This window comes from Enterobacterales bacterium endosymbiont of Anomoneura mori (assembly GCF_047159375.1).
Classification (GTDB): domain Bacteria; phylum Pseudomonadota; class Gammaproteobacteria; order Enterobacterales; family Enterobacteriaceae_A.
In genome coordinates, this window is record NZ_AP031381.1 from 124472 (window position 1) to 143406 (window position 18935).

General features: G+C 15.5%; 24 protein-coding genes. 5 read left to right on the top strand and 19 right to left on the bottom strand.

Annotation, left to right across the window (positions count from 1 at the left end):
* Window positions 1–13 precede the first annotated feature (13 nt).
* From rpsQ to rpsB, 15 genes are all read right to left on the bottom strand, one after another.
* Entirely contained in the window at window positions 14–271 is a 258-nt protein-coding gene (gene rpsQ, locus ACMCL3_RS00665) for a 30S ribosomal protein S17 (protein WP_412728662.1), read from the bottom strand.
* A 4-nt stretch (window positions 272–275) separates the two neighbouring features.
* On the bottom strand, window positions 276–464 hold the full coding sequence (gene rpmC, locus ACMCL3_RS00670; RefSeq protein WP_412728663.1) for a 50S ribosomal protein L29: 189 nt from the start codon (window positions 462–464) through the stop codon (window positions 276–278).
* The gene (gene rplP, locus ACMCL3_RS00675; protein ID WP_412728664.1) at window positions 445–873 is read right to left on the bottom strand and encodes a 50S ribosomal protein L16; all 429 of its coding nucleotides are present in this window, start codon (window positions 871–873) and stop codon (window positions 445–447) included. Before rplP ends, rpmC begins: the two co-directional genes overlap by 20 nt.
* Before the next feature lie 26 nt (window positions 874–899).
* Window positions 900–1571, bottom strand: coding sequence for a 30S ribosomal protein S3 (gene rpsC, locus ACMCL3_RS00680; protein ID WP_412728665.1), 672 nt, complete (start codon window positions 1569–1571; stop codon window positions 900–902).
* 19 nt (window positions 1572–1590) lie between these two features.
* Entirely contained in the window at window positions 1591–1926 is a 336-nt protein-coding gene (gene rplV / locus ACMCL3_RS00685) for a 50S ribosomal protein L22 (RefSeq protein ID WP_412728666.1), read from the bottom strand.
* Window positions 1923–2216: a 30S ribosomal protein S19 gene (gene rpsS / locus ACMCL3_RS00690; protein WP_412728668.1), complete on the bottom strand. Its 294-nt coding sequence runs from the start codon at window positions 2214–2216 to the stop codon at window positions 1923–1925. The genes rplV and rpsS overlap by 4 nt, the downstream gene beginning before the upstream one ends.
* 11 nt (window positions 2217–2227) lie before the next feature.
* Window positions 2228–3055 carry a 50S ribosomal protein L2 gene (rplB, locus tag ACMCL3_RS00695; protein ID WP_412728669.1) on the bottom strand — a complete coding sequence of 276 codons (828 nt, stop codon included), beginning with the start codon at window positions 3053–3055 and terminating at the stop codon, window positions 2228–2230.
* 7 nt (window positions 3056–3062) lie between these two features.
* Window positions 3063–3371 carry a 50S ribosomal protein L23 gene (rplW, locus tag ACMCL3_RS00700; protein ID WP_412728670.1) on the bottom strand — a complete coding sequence of 103 codons (309 nt, stop codon included), beginning with the start codon at window positions 3369–3371 and terminating at the stop codon, window positions 3063–3065.
* Entirely contained in the window at window positions 3365–3970 is a 606-nt protein-coding gene (rplD, locus tag ACMCL3_RS00705) for a 50S ribosomal protein L4 (RefSeq protein WP_412728671.1), read from the bottom strand. Before rplD ends, rplW begins: the two co-directional genes overlap by 7 nt.
* A 2-nt stretch (window positions 3971–3972) precedes the next feature.
* The gene (gene rplC, locus ACMCL3_RS00710) at window positions 3973–4605 is read right to left on the bottom strand and encodes a 50S ribosomal protein L3 (RefSeq protein WP_412728672.1); all 633 of its coding nucleotides are present in this window, start codon (window positions 4603–4605) and stop codon (window positions 3973–3975) included.
* 16 nt (window positions 4606–4621) lie between these two features.
* Window positions 4622–4933, bottom strand: coding sequence for a 30S ribosomal protein S10 (rpsJ, locus tag ACMCL3_RS00715; protein WP_412728673.1), 312 nt, complete (start codon window positions 4931–4933; stop codon window positions 4622–4624).
* 214 nt (window positions 4934–5147) lie between these two features.
* Window positions 5148–8612: a DNA polymerase III subunit alpha gene (gene dnaE / locus ACMCL3_RS00720; RefSeq protein ID WP_412728674.1), complete on the bottom strand. Its 3465-nt coding sequence runs from the start codon at window positions 8610–8612 to the stop codon at window positions 5148–5150.
* A 21-nt stretch (window positions 8613–8633) separates the two neighbouring features.
* Window positions 8634–9191 (bottom strand): ribosome-recycling factor, encoded by a 558-nt coding sequence (locus tag ACMCL3_RS00725; protein ID WP_412728675.1) that lies wholly within the window; start codon window positions 9189–9191, stop codon window positions 8634–8636.
* Between the two features lie 101 nt (window positions 9192–9292).
* On the bottom strand, window positions 9293–10084 hold the full coding sequence (gene tsf / locus ACMCL3_RS00730) for a translation elongation factor Ts (RefSeq protein WP_412728676.1): 792 nt from the start codon (window positions 10082–10084) through the stop codon (window positions 9293–9295).
* A gap of 51 nt (window positions 10085–10135) precedes the next feature.
* Window positions 10136–10825 (bottom strand): 30S ribosomal protein S2, encoded by a 690-nt coding sequence (rpsB, locus tag ACMCL3_RS00735; RefSeq protein ID WP_412728677.1) that lies wholly within the window; start codon window positions 10823–10825, stop codon window positions 10136–10138.
* Window positions 10826–10925: 100 nt separating this feature from the next.
* Here rpsB and map point away from each other — a divergent pair, with 100 nt between their 5' ends.
* The 5 genes from map to rplS all read left to right on the top strand — a co-directional run bounded on the left by map (window position 10926) and on the right by rplS (window position 14726).
* A complete protein-coding gene (gene map, locus ACMCL3_RS00740; protein WP_412728678.1) occupies window positions 10926–11708 on the top strand; it encodes a type I methionyl aminopeptidase in 783 nt (260 codons plus the stop codon).
* Window positions 11709–11799: 91 nt separating this feature from the next.
* The gene (locus ACMCL3_RS00745; protein WP_412728679.1) at window positions 11800–13521 is read left to right on the top strand and encodes a proline--tRNA ligase; all 1722 of its coding nucleotides are present in this window, start codon (window positions 11800–11802) and stop codon (window positions 13519–13521) included.
* A gap of 82 nt (window positions 13522–13603) precedes the next feature.
* A complete protein-coding gene (gene rpsP / locus ACMCL3_RS00750) occupies window positions 13604–13867 on the top strand; it encodes a 30S ribosomal protein S16 (protein ID WP_412728680.1) in 264 nt (87 codons plus the stop codon).
* A complete protein-coding gene (gene rimM / locus ACMCL3_RS00755) occupies window positions 13857–14354 on the top strand; it encodes a ribosome maturation factor RimM (RefSeq protein ID WP_412728681.1) in 498 nt (165 codons plus the stop codon). Before rpsP ends, rimM begins: the two co-directional genes overlap by 11 nt.
* 30 nt (window positions 14355–14384) lie before the next feature.
* Window positions 14385–14726 carry a 50S ribosomal protein L19 gene (gene rplS / locus ACMCL3_RS00760; protein WP_412728682.1) on the top strand — a complete coding sequence of 114 codons (342 nt, stop codon included), beginning with the start codon at window positions 14385–14387 and terminating at the stop codon, window positions 14724–14726.
* Between the two features lie 28 nt (window positions 14727–14754).
* On the opposite strand, the gene ACMCL3_RS00765 is transcribed toward rplS, so the two are convergent.
* From ACMCL3_RS00765 to lepA, 4 genes are all read right to left on the bottom strand, one after another.
* Window positions 14755–15447, bottom strand: a complete 693-nt coding sequence (locus ACMCL3_RS00765) for a pyridoxine 5'-phosphate synthase (protein WP_412728683.1) — start codon at window positions 15445–15447, stop codon at window positions 14755–14757.
* Between the two features lie 61 nt (window positions 15448–15508).
* The gene (gene era / locus ACMCL3_RS00770; protein WP_412728684.1) at window positions 15509–16342 is read right to left on the bottom strand and encodes a GTPase Era; all 834 of its coding nucleotides are present in this window, start codon (window positions 16340–16342) and stop codon (window positions 15509–15511) included.
* On the bottom strand, window positions 16343–17011 hold the full coding sequence (gene rnc, locus ACMCL3_RS00775) for a ribonuclease III (protein WP_412728685.1): 669 nt from the start codon (window positions 17009–17011) through the stop codon (window positions 16343–16345).
* 73 nt (window positions 17012–17084) lie between these two features.
* A complete protein-coding gene (gene lepA, locus ACMCL3_RS00780; RefSeq protein ID WP_412728686.1) occupies window positions 17085–18869 on the bottom strand; it encodes a translation elongation factor 4 in 1785 nt (594 codons plus the stop codon).
* Window positions 18870–18935: the final 66 nt, after the last annotated feature.

The following is an 18935-nucleotide window of genomic DNA, read 5'->3' on the forward strand; positions in this document are numbered from 1 at the left end:
ATTAAATTTATAATTATTTATAAAAATTTTTTTTTAAAATACTTTTTAAAATCCAAAATTTTTTTTTAGATATTGGTTTATTTTCAGTAAATTCTACTATATCTCCAATATTACATTTATTTTTTTCATCATGAACATAAAATTTAGTTGATTTTTTTATAAATTTTTCATAAAGTGAATGTTTTACTTTACGTTCAACAATAACAACAATAGTTTTAATCATCTTATTACTAATTACACGACCTTTATAAATTCTTTTTTTAATAATCATTTATTTACTCTTTTTTATAAGTTATTAAAGTTTTTATACGTGCAATATCACGACGATTTTCTTTTATTAAATGATTTTTATTAATTTTTTTATTTTTATATTTTAAACGTAAATTAAATTTTTCATATAATAAAATATGTAATATATTATATAATTCTTTAATATTTTTATTTTTAATATTTTTTATTTTCATAATTTTTTTTTTTTTTTGTAAAAATAGTTTTAATTGGTAATTTATTTGAAGCAATATTAAATGCTTCACGTGCTAATTCTTCTGATATATCATCTAATTCATAAATAATTTTACCTGGTTTAATCAATGAAACCCAATATTCAACATTACCTTTTCCTTTTCCCATTCTAACTTCTAAAGGTTTTTTAGTTATAGGTTTATCTGGAAATACACAAATCCAAATTTTTCCCTGTTTTTTAATTATACGATTAATAACTTTACGAGCAGATTCAATTTGTTTTGAAGTTAATCTACCATGTTCAATTGATTTTAAACCAAATATTCCAAATTTTAAATTTTTATTAATTATACTTCCTCTATTACGTCCTTTTTGCATTTTTTTATATTTTGTTTTTTTAGGTTGTAACATTTTAAATTTCCATTAAATTATTTTTTTTATATTTTATATTTTTTTAAAATTTGCTTTTTAAAAAAAGATTTAATATCTAATATTTCTCCATTAAATATCCAAACTTTAATTCCTATAGTTCCATATGTTGTATTTGCTATTGATGTATTATAATCAATATTAGCACGTAAAGTATGTAAAGGTACACGTCCTTTACGATACCATTCAGTTTTAGCAATTTCTATTCCACCGATACGTCCGCTTACTTGTATTTTTATACCAATTGCACCATTTTTAATAGCATTTTTAATTGTTTTTTTTATAATATATTTTAACATAATACGTTGTTCTAATTGTAGTTTAATATTATTAGCAACTAATTTTGAATCTATTTCAGGTTTTTTAATTTCAAACATATTTATTTTAATATTTATATTTATAATTTTTTTAATTTTTTCACATAATTTTTTTACATTATATTTATTTTTAATTACTGAATTTGGACGAGAAGTATAAATAATTACTTTAATATTTTTAATATTTTTAATGATAACAATTTTTGAAACAAATAAATTTATTAATTTACTTTTAAGAAAATTTCTAATTTTTAAATCACTATATAAATTTACACTATAGTTTTTTTTATTAGAATACCATAACGAATTCCAAGAATTAATTATTCCTAATCTCATACCATTTGGATTAACTTTTTGTCCCATTTAAACTATTCTCCTAATATTAATTTACAGATAATATTATATTAATATGACTAGTACGTTTTAAAATATAATCAGTTTTTCCTTTTGCACGAGGCATTATATGTTTTGTTCTTGAACCTTCATCTATAAAAATTTTTTTTATATATAATAAATTAATATTAATATTATTGTTTTTATAATTAAAAATTGCAGATTTTAATACTTTTTTAATTAAATTTGAAGATTTTTTACAACTAAATTTTAAATTTTCTAAAGCTTCTAATGCATTTTTACCTTTAATTAAATTAGAAATTAAACGTAATTTTTGAGCAGAAGAATTTGCATAACGATGTTTAGTAATTATTTCTTTAATCATTTTTTATCACCATTTTTTATGTTTTTTATTTTTTTATCTGATGAATGTCCTTTAAAATTTCTAGTCATTACAAATTCACCTAATTTATGACCTATCATTTCATCTAATATAAAAATTGGTATATGTTTTTTACCATTATGTACAGCTATAGTTAAACCAATCATATTAGGAAATATTGTTGAACGACGTGACCAAGTCTTTAAAAATTTTTTTTTTTTAATATTTATTTTTTCAATTTTTTTAAATAAATGTTTATCAATATAAGGACCTTTTTTAATAGATCTTGACATTATATTTCCTTTTATTTTTTTTTATTATTTAAATTTATAATAAATTTATTAGTACGTTTATTAGTTCTTGTTTTTTTACCTTTTGTTTGAATACCCCAAGGAGTTACAGGATGTTTTCCAAAATTTCGTCCTTCACCACCACCATGTGGATGATCTATTGGATTCATAGCAGTTCCACGCACTGTTGGTCTTATACCTTTCCAACGTGATTTTCCAGCTTTACCTAATAAATATAACATATGTTTTGAAAAACTAACACTACCTAAAGTTGCACGACAATTCATAAAAATTTTACGAATTTCACCAGAACGTAATCTAATATTAACATATTTTTTATCACTTGAAATAATTTGAGCATATGTTCCAGCTGCTCGAGCTAATTGACCTCCTTTACCTGGTTTTAATTCTATATTATGAATAATTGAACCTATTGGAATATTACAAATAGGTAATGTATTACCTAATTTAATATTAACATTTTCACCAGATTCAATTTTATCACCAATTTTAATATCTTTCATAGCTAAAATATATTTTCGAATACCATTTTTATATAAAATAAGAGCTATATTACAAGATCTATTAGGATCATATTCTAAACGTTCAACTTTACCAATAATATTATCATAATTACGTTTAAAATCAATAATTCTATAATGTTTTTTATGACCTCCACCTTTATGTCTAGTAGTTATACGACCTAAATTATTTCTACCACCTGTTTTTTTTTTTTTAGAAAGTAATGATTTATTAAGTTTACCTTTATATAATTTTTTATTAATTACTTTTATAAGATGTCTTACACCTGGTGATGTAGGTTTACAATTAATAATTGTCATATAATTCCTATAATGTTACATTATTAATCGAATTTAAATTATAATTTTTTTTTAATATAACATAAGCTTTTTTCCATATTTTAGTATAACTAAAATTATTTTTATTTATTCTTCTTTTTTTTTTTTTTGTTAATAATGTCTTAACTGATAATACTTTTACATTAAATAATTTTTGTATAGATTTTTTAATTTCACTTTTATTACAATTATTAATAACTTTTAAAACAATTGTTTTATTATTTTTAATAAAATAAGATGTTTTATCAGATAAATGCATATTATAAATAATATTTATTAATTTTTCTTTATTTAACATAATATTTTTTCAAAATATTTTATTACATCTAAAGTAATTATTACTTTATCAGAATTAATTAAATTTAATATATTAATATTATTAATATCATTTAATTTAACATTAAAAATATTACGAGAAGATAAAAATAAATTTTTATCAATTTTTTTTGTAATTATTAAAATTTTTTCTTTTAAAATATTTTTAATTTTTTTTAAAAAAATATTAGTTTTAGGTAATTCTATTATTAAATTATTTAAAATTATTAATCTATTTTGTCTAATTAATTCAGATAAAATACATTTTATAGCACCTCTATACATTTTTTTATTTATTTTTATTTTTTTATTATTAGGTTTAGAAGCAAAAGTAACTCCACCAGAACGCCAGATTGGACTTTTAGAAGAACCAGCTCTAGCGCGCCCTGTTCCTTTTTGTCGCCAAGGTTTTTTATTTGAACCTATAACTTCTGATTTATTTTTTTGAGATTTGCTACCATTATGTTTTTTAATATTAAAAGATATAAGTACTTGATGAACTAATGAAATATTTAATTTACAATTAAAAATAGATTTAGATATGTTTATTTTTTTTTTAGTGTCTTGTATTAAAAATTTCAAAATTATACTCCATAAATTTTTATTGCAGGTTTAATTATAACATTATTACCAATTGAACCAGGAATTGAACCTTTAATTAATAATAAATTTTCATTAATATTTATTTTAATAATTTTTAAATTTTGTATTGTTATTTTTTTATTTCCTAAATGACCAGCCATTTTTTTACCTTTAAAAACTCTTCCTGGTGATTGATTTTGACCAATTGAACCTGGTACTCTATGAGATAAAGAATTACCATGTGTATTATCTTGTGTTTTAAAATTCCAACGTTTTACAGTACCTGAAAATCCCTTTCCTTTAGAAAAACTTGTAACATCAACTTTTTTAATTTTTAAAAAAATATTTAAATTTAATTCTTCACCTAAATTAAAATTATGTTTTTTATAAATACGAAATTCAAATAATTTTGAACCAGATTTTAAACCAGATTTAAAAAAATGTCCAAGTTCAGATTTTTTATATTTTTTTTTATAATTAGTAGTTATTTGAATTGCATTATATTTATCTTTTTTAATATTTTTAATTTGAGTAATAAAATTTGGTTTAATTTCAATAATACTTATAGGAATTGAAAAACCTTTTTCATTAAATATTCTTGACATACCAATTTTTTTTCCAATTAATCCAATCATTAATAAACCTTAAATTTTAATTAATAGTAATTATTTTTACATCAATTCCAGAAAATATTTTTATTTTTATTAAATCATTAATAGTTTTAAAATCTGATGTTATAATCTCTAATATTCTTCTATATGTACAAATTTCATATTGATCACGAGCTTTTTTATCAACATGAGGAGATGTAAGTATAGTAAAACGTTCTCTAATAATTGGTAATGGTATAGGACCATAAATAATAGAATTTGTTTTAATTGCAATATTAATAAAATTTACTATAATTTTATTAATTAATCTATAATCATATGAACTTAATTTAATTCTAATATGTTTTTTCATAAAAAATTTTCCAAAAAAAATTAAAATTATTTATTTTAATATTATATCAAATTTTAAAAAAAAATATAATTTATTTTATTTTAAATATAAAATAATAATTTTGATTATTTAAATTATAAATATTTTAAAATTATTAAAAACTTTAAATATTGTAAAAAATAAATAATAAATATTTATTATAATAAATTATAAAATAATAAAATTTATAAAAATATTATAAATTATTAAAAAATATTTTAATATTAGAATTTCCAACATAATTTTTTAATTCATTTAAAAATTTATTATTAATTTTAATATTCCATTCATTATTGAAAAATTTTTTAGATATATTATTATTAATTTTGTAATTAAAATAAATTGGTATTTTACCTATTTCACATTTATTTAATAAATTATAAATATATTTTGTTAATGTATTATTAATATCATCATTATCTAAAAAAATTATTAATTTATTAATATATTTTTCTCTTATTGTATCAATATTAATTAATTCATATGCAATCATTTTTAATTTATTATTAAAATTATCAAAAAATATTTTTCCACTAACAATTAAAATTGAATTTTTTTTAATAATATTTTTATATTTATTTAATATTTTACTATATAAAATAATTTCTAATTTTTCTGTTTGATCATCTAAAATACATATACCTATTTTATTATTTTTTTTAGTATATAAAATTTTATAATAAATAACTATTCCTATAGCAATTTTAATTTCATTTTTTTTTGTAATACTTAAATTTTTTAAGAAAATTCCACCATTATAATATTTAATTTCTTCAATATACTGATTTATAGGATGATCTGATAAATATAAACCAAAAATTTCATATTCTTTTTCTAATATTATTTGTTTTGAATAAGGTATAAAATTATTATATTTTTTAATAATTTCATTTGGAATATTATTTGATGAATTTAACATATCTTTTTGACCAATTTTATTATATTTTGAATAATATTCTGTAATTTTTATTACATCATTTAAAATATATATAAGAAAAGAACGATCTTGATTAATAGAATCAAAAGATCCTGAAAAAATCAATTTTTCAATTGTTTTTTTATTTACTTTTTGTTTATTTATACACATACAAAAATCAAAAAAATTTTTAAATTTTTTTTTTTCTTTTCTTTTTTTTATAATATATTTTACTATAGATTTACCTATACCTTTTATTGCTCCTAAACCATAAATTATTTCATTATTTTTATTAACATTAAATTGATATAAACTTTTATTAATATCTGGTGGTAAAATTTTTAATTTCATACGTTTACATTCGTTTATTAAATTAATTAATTTTTTTGAATTTTGAATTTCTGCAGTCATTACAGAAGACATAAATTCTGCTGGAAAATGTGTTTTTAACCATAATGTTTGATAAGAAATTAATGAATATGCAACTGAATGTGATTTATTGAATCCATATCCAGCAAATTTTTTTAATAAATTAAAAATTTTTATTGATAATTTTTTATTTATACCATTTTTAATAGATCCTTTAATAAAATTATTTTTTTCTTTAATTATTTTATTTAATTTTATTTTATTAATAGAACGATAAAATATATCTGCTGAACCTAAAGTATATCCAGAAAAAATTTGAGCTATTTTAATAATTTGTTCTTGATATAAAATTATTCCATATGTAGATTTTAAAATAGGTTTTAAACATTTATGTTGACAATTTATATCAGGATATGAAACTTTTTCAATACCTTTTTTACGTTTAATATAATTATCAACCATTCCAGACTTTAAAGGTCCAGGACGAAATAGTGCTATTAATGATACAATATCATTAAAACAATTAGGACTAATTTTTTTTATTAAATCTTTCATACCATTAGATTCAAATTGAAAAATTGCAGTAGTTTCAGCACGTTTTAATAAATTGAAAGTTTTTTTATCATTTAATGAAATTTTTAAAATATTTATTTTTTTTTTAAAATTTATATTAATCATTTTTAATGTTAAATCAATAATTGTTAAAGTACGTAATCCTAAAAAATCAAATTTTACTAAACCAATACTTTCAATATCAATTTTATCAAATTGTGTTAATGGATTTTTACCTTCTGAATTATAAAATAATGGTGTAAAATTATTAATATTAGTAGGAGAAATTACTATACCTCCAGCATGTTTACTAATATTTCTAATAATTCCTTCTAATTTACAAGATATATCAACTAATGATTTAACTTCTACATTTTCTTGATAAATTTTAAAAAATTGTGATTTCATTTTTAAAATTTTTTTAAAAGTTATACCTACATCTAAAGGTATTAATTTAGCAATTTTATCAATAAAATTATAAGAATAACCTAAAATTCTTCCTATATCTCTAATTGCAACCTTTGATGCTAAAGTACCAAATGTAATAATTTGTGCAACTGATTTATCACCATAAATTTTTTTAATATGATTTATAACAAAATCACGTTTTTCAATACAAAAATCAATATCAAAATCTGGTAATGAAATACGTTCTAAATTTAAAAATCTTTCAAAAATAAGATCAAATTTTATTGAATCAATATCTGTAATATTTAAACTAAAAGCTACTAATGAACCAGATCCAGATCCTCTACCTGGACCAACTAATATGTTTCTATTTTTTGACCATTGTATAAATTCCATTATAATTAAAAAATAACTTGAAAATTTCATTTTATTAATTGAATTTAATTCATTATCAATTCTAAAATAATATTTACTTCTAATAATTATATCTTTTTTATTTTTATAAGTTAAAAAAGAAATTTTTTTTTCTATATTTTTTTTAGTTATAATATTTAAATATTCTGAATTTGATAATTTTTTATTTTTAAAAATAGGTAAAAAATATTTTCCAAATTTTATAATAACATTACAACGTTTTGAAATTTCAACACTATTTATTAAAGATTCAGGTATATCTTTAAATAAATTACACATTTCTTCTTCACTACGTAAATATTGGTTTTTATTATATTTTTTAATTTTAAAATTATTATTTAAATTATTAATATTCATACGAATTTTATGTGCATTAAAATCTGTTTTTTTTAAAAAACAAACATCATTAGTAGCAACTAAAGGTAAATCTCTAATTTCTGAAATAGTTAAAATTTTATTTATATATTTTTCTTCTTTTAATCTTCCAGTACGGAAAATTTCTAAATAATAATTATTTAAAAAATATTTTTGATAAAAATCTAATGTATAATTAACTTGATTATAATTTTTTTTTAAAATTAATTTTCCAATATCTCCATAACAACCTCCAGATAAAATTATTAAACCATAATTATAATATTTTAATAAATTATAATTAATAATTGGTCCAAAAAAATTATTAAAACCCTTTTTATAAGAATTTGTAATAATTTTTTTAAGATTATTATATCCTTCATTATTAGATGCTAATATAGTAATTTGTGATATTTCGTTATTAATATTTTTAATATAAAAATCAGCTCCAATAATAGGTTTTATATTATATTTACATGAATATTTATAAAATTTAATAATTCCAAAAATATTATTAAGATCTGTTAATGCTATAGAATTCATATTTAATTTTAAAATATTTTTAATTAATTTTTTTATTTTAATTAATCCATCAATTAAAGTATAATCACTATGTATACGTAAATGAATAAACTTATTATTTTTCATATATTTTAAAATATATAAATATTATATTTTAATTAAATTTTTTATTTTATTAATTGATTTTAAATTAATTTTTTCAACATATTTATCAGTAAATTTTTGTATTTCTTTAGTTGTTTGGTTTTTTTCATCTAAATTAATTATTTTATTTTTAAATAAATTTTTAATTTTTAAATTAAAAATACGTCGAATTTTTCTAATACCAATTTTATTTTTTTCTGATTCAAAATTTACATTTTTAATTAATTCTTTTCTTCTATCTTCATTAATTTTTGGTAAAATTATTATTATATCTTTATTAGAAATCATTACATTTAAATTTAATTTAGATTTTAAAATTGTATTTTTTACTTCTTTAATTAAAGAAATATCAAATAAATTAACTTTAATAGTATTATAATTTCTAATTGTTATATGAGATAATTTATTTAATTTAGTATTTACACCATGATAATTAATTAAAATATTATCTAATATATTAGTAGAAGCAGGTCCTATAAAAAATTTATTTATATCTTTTTTAAAATTTTTATAAATTTTTTCCATATGTTTATTATTTTTTTCTATAATTTTTTTTAACATTTTACTCTTTAAAAAAAAATTATTAAAAATATTAAAAATATTAAATATTAAAATTTTTTAAAAATAAATATTTATAAATATTTTAATTATTTTTAAAATATTTAATTTTTTCCAAGTTCATATAATATAAAATTATATATAATAGAATTTTTTTTATGTAATATTTCTTTAATATTTTTATTTGTATCAAAAATAAATTGTTGATTAAATAAAGTTAAAGTTTTAATATATTTATTAATTTTACCAAATAATATTTTTTTAAAAAAAATTTTTTTTTTTTTCTTATTTAATATATTACTATATATTTTAAATTCATTAACAATTAAATTATATTTTATATTTTCTAAATTAATAAATTCTGGTTTACTTGCAGCTATATGCATAGCAATTTTTTTTAATATATTTTTTTTAATATATTTAGCTTTTATTATTACACATATTCTATTGTTATGTACATATGATTCTATAATATTTCCTTTAAATATATTAAAATGTTTAATAATTATATTTTCTTTAATTTTATTATATATATCTATAATTTCATTTTTAAAAAATTTTTTTAATTCTTCAATTGTTTTAATTTTATTATTTAAAATATTATTTAAAATATTATAAAAAAAATTTTTAAATTCAATACTTTTAGAAGCATAATCAGTTTGACAATTAATTTCTAAAACTATTATATAATTTTTTTTTTTTTTAATATCTATAATACCATTATTCAATATAATATTATTTTTTTTAAAAATATTTAATATTCCAGATTTTCTCATTTCAATAATTGCATTTTCTATATTTCCGTTAGATATAATTAATGATTTTTTACATTCAATTAAACTAACACCAGTAATATTTCTTAATTTTTTAATATTTTCAATTTTTATTTTTAACATATTTTTTTATAAATATTAATTAATATTAAAAATATTTTAAATATTTAATAATTAATTTATTTTATTATAACCTTTTAAAATTGCTATAGATACTTTATTTAAATAAAAATTTATAGCATTTATTGAATCATCATTACCAGGAATAATATAATTAATACCATCAATATTTGAATTTGTATCAACAATTGAAAAAACTTTAATACCCAATTGATTTGCTTCTTTAATTGCAATTTTTTCATAATTCGAATCAATAACAAAAATAGCATCTGGTAATTTTTTCATATTTTTAATACCACATAAAAAATTATTTAATCTATTATATTTATTAATATATTTTGATGATTCTTTTTTAGTTAATTTTTTAAAATTTTCATTTTTTAAATTAATTTCTAAATTTTTAAATTTTTTTATTAATTTATTAATAGTTTTCCAATTAGTAAATGTTCCACCTAACCAACGATAATTAACATAAAATTGATTACAATTATTTGCATATATTTTAATCAATTTACTTGAAATATGTTTAGTTCCAATAAATAAAATTTTTCCTTTTTTAGAAGAAATTTTAATAAGTTCGTTTATTGCATTATTAAACATTAATAAAGTTTTTTCTAAATTAATAATATGTATTTTATTTTTTATACCATATATATAAGGTTTCATTTTTGGATTCCAATAACGAACATGATGTCCAAAATGTATTCCAACTTTAATCATATCATATATTGATATTTTAAACATTAATAAATTCCATTTTTATTTTTTTAAAAATATTATTATAATTAATAACTTTAAAAATATATAATAAATTTTATAAATTTTTAATTTTTTTTAAAATAAAATGATAATTAAAAATTTTAAAGAAATTAAAAAAATACGTATTGCTTGTTCTTTAGCTTCAAAAGTATTAGAAAATATTAAAAAATATATTAAACCAGGTATAACAACTGAAAATTTAGATAAAATTTGTAATATATATATAATTAAAAAACTTAATTCAATTCCAGCATGTTTAGGATATAATGGTTTTCCAAAATCTGTATGTATATCAGTAAATGATGTTGTTTGCCATGGAATTCCAAAAAATAATCAAAAACTTAAAACAGGAGATATAGTTAATATTGATGTAACTATTTTAAAAAATGGTTTTTTTGGAGATACTTCAAAAATGTTTATAGTAGGTAAAACAAATAATTCAAATAAATTATTATGTAATATAGCAAAAAAAAGTTTATATTTATCAATATATAAAATTAAACCAGGAATTAAATTAAATATAATAGGTAATACAATAGAAAAATTTATTAAATCTAAAAAAATATATTCTATTGTTAAAGATTATTGTGGTCATGGAATAGGTAAAAAATTTCATGAATTGCCTCAAATTTTACATTTTAAAACAAAAAAAAATAATTTAATTTTAAAAAAAGGTATGATTTTTACTATTGAACCTATGATTAATTTAGGTAAAAAAGAAGTTATTATTTCAAAAGATGGTTGGACAGTTAAAACAAAAGATAAAAGTTTATCAGCACAATATGAACATACAATATTAGTTACATTAAATGGATGTGAAATAATGACTTTACGTAAAGATGAAAATATTCCTAAAATAATAACATAAAATATTTATTTTTAAAAAATTATTTAATAAAATAAAAAAAATATTTTTTATATAATTAAAATTAAATTATTTTAAAATATTTAAGAGAATAATGTTTATTAGTAAATATTTATTATCTACTATGAAAAATAAACCTATTAATACAGAAACAATAAGTCATGAATTAATGTTAAAAACTGGAATGATACGTAAATTATTTTCTGGATCCTATGCTTGGTTACCTACAGGAATTAAAGTACTAAAAAAAATAAAAAAAATTATTTGTGAAGAAATGAATAAAATTGAAGCACTTGAAATTAATATTCCTATAATGCAATCTGCAAATTTATGGAAAAAAAGTAAACGTTTTAAAAATTTTGGTTTAGAATTAATAAAATTATATGATAGAAAAAATAAATTATTTATTTTAAGTCCAACTAACGAAGAAATTATAAATAAAATATTAAAAAATGAAATTAATTCATATAAACAATTGCCAATAAAATTTTATCAAATTAAAACTAAATTTAGAGATGAAATACGCCCACGTTTTGGAATAATTAGAACAAAAGAATTTATTATGAAAGATGCTTATTCATTTCATGAAAATTATAAATGTTTAAAAAAAACATATAATAATATTTTAAATACTTATATTAAAATTTTTAAAAGAATTGGTTTAATTTTTTGTATTTTAAAAGCTGATACAGGTCAAATTGGTGGTAATTTATCTCATGAATTTTATATTTTATCTAAAAATGGAGAAAAAAAAATAATATTTTGTAATAAATTTAATTCTGTTAGTAATATTAATAATATAAAAATAATTAAACCTAATATTTTAAATACTATTTTTTATATTGAAAAAAAAAGAATTTTAAATTTTTTAAATAATTTTAAAATTAATAAAATAATTAAAAATTTTAATATACCTAAAAAAAAAATAGTTAAAATTATTTTATTAAAATCAAATATCAAAAATAAATTAACAGCTTTATTAATTCGTGAAGATCATAATTTAAATATTATTAAAATATTAAAGTTTAAAAATATTTATAAACCATTAATTTTTATAAAAGAAGAAGAAGTTAATAATTTATTAAAAAAAAATAATAATTCAATTAAATCTTTTTTTAAAAATATTGATATTATTGTTGATTATAGTGTTATAGTAATAAAAAATTTTATTATAAAATTTAATAAAAATAAAAAAATTTTTTTTGGAGTTAATTTTAAACGTGATTTACCTTTAATTAAAATTGATGATTTACGTAATTTTAATTATGAAGAATTTAATAAAAAATATAAAAAAAAATTAATTATAAAAAAAGGTATAGAAATTGGTCATATATTTCAAATAGGTACAAAATATTCTAATATAATTAAAAATAAAATTGTAAATAAATTTGGTTTAGAAAAAAAAATAAATATGGGTTGTTATGGTATTGGAATTACTAGATTAGTAGCTGCTATTATAGAACAAAATTATGATAAAAAAGGTATTATTTGGTCTAATGAAATAGCACCTTTTCAAATTTCAATATTACCAATAAATTTTCATAAAAATAAAAATGTTAAAAATATAACATATAAAATATATAAAAAATTATATAATAAAAAAATTGATGTTATTATAGATGATAGAAATGAACAATTAGGAGTAATGTTTAAAGATACTGAATTAATTGGAATACCACATATATTAATAATAAATGATAAAATTTGTAAAAATGGTTTTATAGAATATAAAAATAGAATAAAACAAAAGACAATATTTTTAAAATTAGATTATATTAATAATTTTTTATTAAATATTTTAAAAAAAAAATATTAAATATTTAATATGTTTAATTATTATTTATTTAAATATTTAAATTTTAAAAAAAATTTTATAAACTTTATAATTAATTTTAAATATGATAAAAATTAAATTAAAAAAAATAGGAAATAAAAAAAATCCATTTTATAAATTAATAGTAACAGATAAACGTAATTCATGCAATGGAAAATTTATAGAATGTATAGGATATTTTAATCCTATTAATATTTATAAAAAAAAAAATATAAATATTTGTGAAAAACGTTTAGAATATTGGAAAAAAATAGGTATAAATATTTCTCATCGTATAAAAAAAATAATTAAAATTTTTAAAATAAATAATATAAATAATGAAATATAATATACCTAAAAAACCTATTATTGTTGGTAAAATAGGTGGAAATTATAAAAATTTTGAATTATTAAAATTATTTTCTTTTACTGAAAAAAAAGAAAATATATTAAAATATAAACCATTATATATTAAAAAAAAAAAATGGAAAATAATTATATTTAAAAAATATATTATAAAAAAAAGAAAAATTATAATAAAAATTAAAAATATAAATAATAGAAATAAAACAAAATTATTAATTAATAAAAAAATTTATATTGATTTTAATATATTATTAAATTTAAATAATCAAAATTATTATTGGAAAAATATTTTAGGATGTAAAGTAATAAATTCAAATAATTATATTATTGGAAAAGTTAAAAAAATTTTAAAAACTGGATCAAATGATGTTTTAATTATTAAAAAAAAATTTGAAATTATGATACCATTTGTTAAAAATTATACAATTAAAAAAGTTGATATAAAATTAAAAATAATAAAATTAATTTAATTTTAAAAATATTAATTAATATAAGGAAAAATGAAAAATATTATTCAAAATTTTGAAAAAACACAAATTAATAAAAATATACCTTTTTTAAGTACAGGAAATTATGTAAAAGTAAAATTATGGATTCTTGATGAAAAAAAAAAAAGAATTCAAACATTTGAAGGTGTAATAATAGCTATTAAAAATAGAGGTTTAAATAGTTCTTTTACTGTTCGTAAAATTATTAATAATGAAGGTGTTGAAAGAGTATTTCAAACACATTCAAAAATAATTAATGAAATTATAATTATTCGTAAAGGAATAATTAGAAAATCTAAACTTTATTATTTACGTAATATTAAAACTAAAAATACTTATGCTTTTGAAAAATAAAATATTTAAATAATTATATTTTTAAAAATTAAATATTATTTTTAATAATTGATTTCATTTTTTTTAAAGCTTTTTTTAAACCTATAAAAAAACTTTTATTAATAATTGAATATCCAATAATAATTTCATTTATTTGTTTAATTTTTATAATTTGCTTAATATTTTTATAATTTATTCCATTTCCTAAAATTATTTTTAAATCTTTTTTTTTACTATATATTGATGTTTTTTTAAGTTTATTAAAATTATATTTTTTTTCATATATATTTTTAGATACTGAATATGTATTAGTATTTATTTCTACACATTTTATTCCAATATTAACAGCTGTATCAACTTGATATAAATTAGGTTCTATTAATAAAGAAACATTAATATTATTATTTTTAATTAAATTAACTGCTAAAGAAATTTCATTTATTTTTTTTTTAATTGATTTATTTAAAATTAAACAACAATATTTAGGTTTTAAGTATAAAATAATATCTAATATTTTATCATCAATATTAATTTTAATTCTAATATTTATTTTAATTATTTTTTTTAAAAATTTAATATATTCTATATTTATTATTTCATAATAATTTAATAAATTTATTGTTATACTATCAATACCTGATTGCTTTAAAATAAATATTAATTTTATTAAATCATTAAAAAAATTTTTTTTTTTTTTTTTTAAATGAATAAAATAATTAATATCAAAATTAATTAATATCATAAATTACCTTAATTAATTATAAAAAATATATTTTTAAATTATTTATTTTATAAATAAATAATTATTCAACAATAACTTTTAAAAATAAATTAATTTTTTTTTTAATTTTTTTTTCAATTTCTAATCTTGAAATTGTACCAATTGTTTTAATTTTATTACCATTTTTCCCAATTATTATTTTTTTTTGACTTTTTTTATTAACTAATATTAATACAAAAAAATTATATTTATTATTAATAAATGTAATATTTTCAATTTTTATTTTAGTACAATATGGTAATTCTTGACCTAAATATCTTATTATTTTTTCACGAATAATCTCAATAATATTATAATTATTTATATAATTAAAATTATTATTAATATTACTGTTATTATTATTTTTATTATTATTATTTAATATTTTAAATATTGTATTTTTTATAATATTTAAATTAATATTATATTTTGCTGAAATAGGAATTAATTCAAAAAAATTAATTTTTTTTTTTAAATAATTAATAAAAGGTAATAAAAAAATTTTATTTTTAATAATATCTATTTTATTTATTACTAATATAATTAAAGAATTTATACTTTTTAATTTTTTAATTATTTTTTTATCATCATTTTTTAATATAGTTCCTTCAATTATATAAATTATTATATCTAAATCATATAAATTATTATTAATTTTAATATTTAAAAAATTATTATATAAAGAATAACCTGGATTATCAATATAAATAATTTGATAATTATTTTTTTTATAAATTCCTAAAATATTGTTTATTGTTGTATTTTTTTTTTTTGATGTTATAGAAATTTTTTTATTAATTAATTTATTTAATAAAGTAGATTTACCAACGTTTGTTCTACCAATAATTGATACAAAATAATTTATATTTTCTTTCATTTATTTTTCCATTTGTTGAATTATTTTTTTTGCAACATTTTGTTCAGCATCATTACGATTTTTACCAATTCCAAAAAAAAGTTTTCTAAAACAATTTAATTTACAATTAATAATAATTTTTTGTATAAATAATTTTTTTTTTTTTTTAATTAAATAATTAGGTTTTTTAATATATTTTTTTTGTAAAATTTCTTGTAAAAATGTTTTATAGTCTTTATTATTTATTAAAAAAATTTTTTTAATTTTTTTATTATATAAATTAAATATTATTTTTTCTATTGTGTTAATATTACTATCTAAAAATATACTTCCTAAAATAGCTTCAAATGTATTAGATAATATTTTTATATTAATATTATTATTATTAAATATATTTTTATTTATTTTAATATATTTATATAAATTTAATTTAATAGATATTTTAAATAAAGTTTTAGAATTTATTAAATCAGATTTAATTTTACTAATTTCTCCATCATTTATTAATGGAAATTTTTTATATAAAATATTAGAAATTATAAAATTTAAAATTGAATCTCCTAAAAATTCAAGTCGTTCATTATGTTTTTTACTAATACTTTTATGTGTTAATGCTAAAAATAAAAAATTTATATTTTTAAAATAATAACCTAATTTTTTTTGTATTTTATTAATTATTAATTTATTCATTTATTATAAATAATTTTTAAATATTTAATTTATAAAAAAATAATAGTTTTTATTTAAAATAAAATATTTTTTATTAATTTTTTAATAAAACTAAAAAAAATTCTTTAGGTAAAAAAATATTTCCAATTTTTTTCATTTTTTTTTTACCATCTTTTTGTTTTTGTAATAATTTTTTTTTACGAGTAATATCTCCACCATAACATTTAGAAATTACATTTTTTCTAAGTTGTTTAATTTTATAACTAGAAATAATATTCGATTCAACTAAAACTTGAATTGAAATATTAAATTGTTGTCTAGGAATTAAATTTTTTATTTTTTCAATTATTTTTTTACAAAATATATTAGTTTTTTTTTTATGTATTATCCATGATATTGCATCAATTTTTTTATTATTTAATAATATATCAACACGTACCATATCAGAAATTTTAAAATATTTAAAATTATAATTTAAAGATGAATAACCATTTGAAATAGTTTTTAATTTATCAAAAAAATCAATTATAATTTCAGACATTGGAATTTCATAAATTAAAGAAATTTGATCATTAAAATATTTAATATCAATTTGAATACCTCTTTTTTCAATACATAATTTTATAATTTTTCCTAAATATTTTTTTGGAGTTAATATATTACATTTTGCAATTGGTTCTCTTAATTCTTTAATTTTATTTTTATTAGGTAATTTATTTGGATTATCAATATAAATTATTTTATTTTTATTAGTTAATATTTCATAAATTACACTAGGATTAGTGATAATTAAATTTAAATTATATTCACGTTCTAAACGTTCTTTAATAATTTCCATATGTAATAAACCTAAAAAACCACATCTAAAACCATAACCAAATGTTAAAGAATTTTCAGATTCATAAAATAAAGAATTATCATTTAATTTTAATTTTTCTAAAGCTTTTTTAAATAATTTATATTGATTAGAATTAATTGGAAATAAACCTGCATAAACTTTAGGTTTTATTATTTTAAATTTTGGTAAATATTTTTTAGCTGGATTTAAAAAAGAAGTTATAGTATATCCAACTTTAACATCATTTATATTTTTAATTGAATAAGTTATCCATCCTACTTCCCCACAAGTTAAAATATTACAATTTTTTTTTTTTGGTGTAAAAATACCTAATTGTTCTATATTATAAATATTTTTAGAATTCATTAATTTAATTTTATCACCTAATTTTAAAATACCATTTTTAATACAAATAATAGAAACTATTCCTAAAAAATTATCAAACCATAAATCAATAATAATAGCTTGTAATAAATTTTTTGAATCACCTTTAGGTTCTGAAATATCAGATATAATACGTTCTAATATATTTATTACTCCTAAACCTGTTTTAGAAGAACAACAAACTATTTTATTTTTATTAATACCTAAAATATTTTTTACTTCTTTTGAAACTTTATTAATATTTGATGTAGGTAAATCAATTTTATTTAATACTATTATTATATCTAAATTCATCTTAATTGCTTTATTATAATTTGCTAAAGTTTGAGCTTCTATACCTTGTGTAGAATCAATTAATAATAATACTCCTTCACATGCTGATAAAGATCTTTCAACTTCATAAGAAAAATCAACATGCCCAGGAGTATCAATTAAATTAATTTTATAAATTAAACCATTTTTTGCTTTATATTTTAAATTAACACATTGTGCTTTAATTGTAATACCTTTTTCTTTTTCTAATTCCATAGAATCTAATATTTGATTTTTCATTTCCCTTTTTTTTAAACCACCACAAATTTGTATTATACGATCAGATAAAGTAGATTTACCATGATCTATATGAGCTACAATAGAAAAATTTCTTATATTTTTCATTATAAATTTTACCTTAATTATAAAAAAATATATTTTTTTATAATTAATTTTTAAAATTTTTAAATA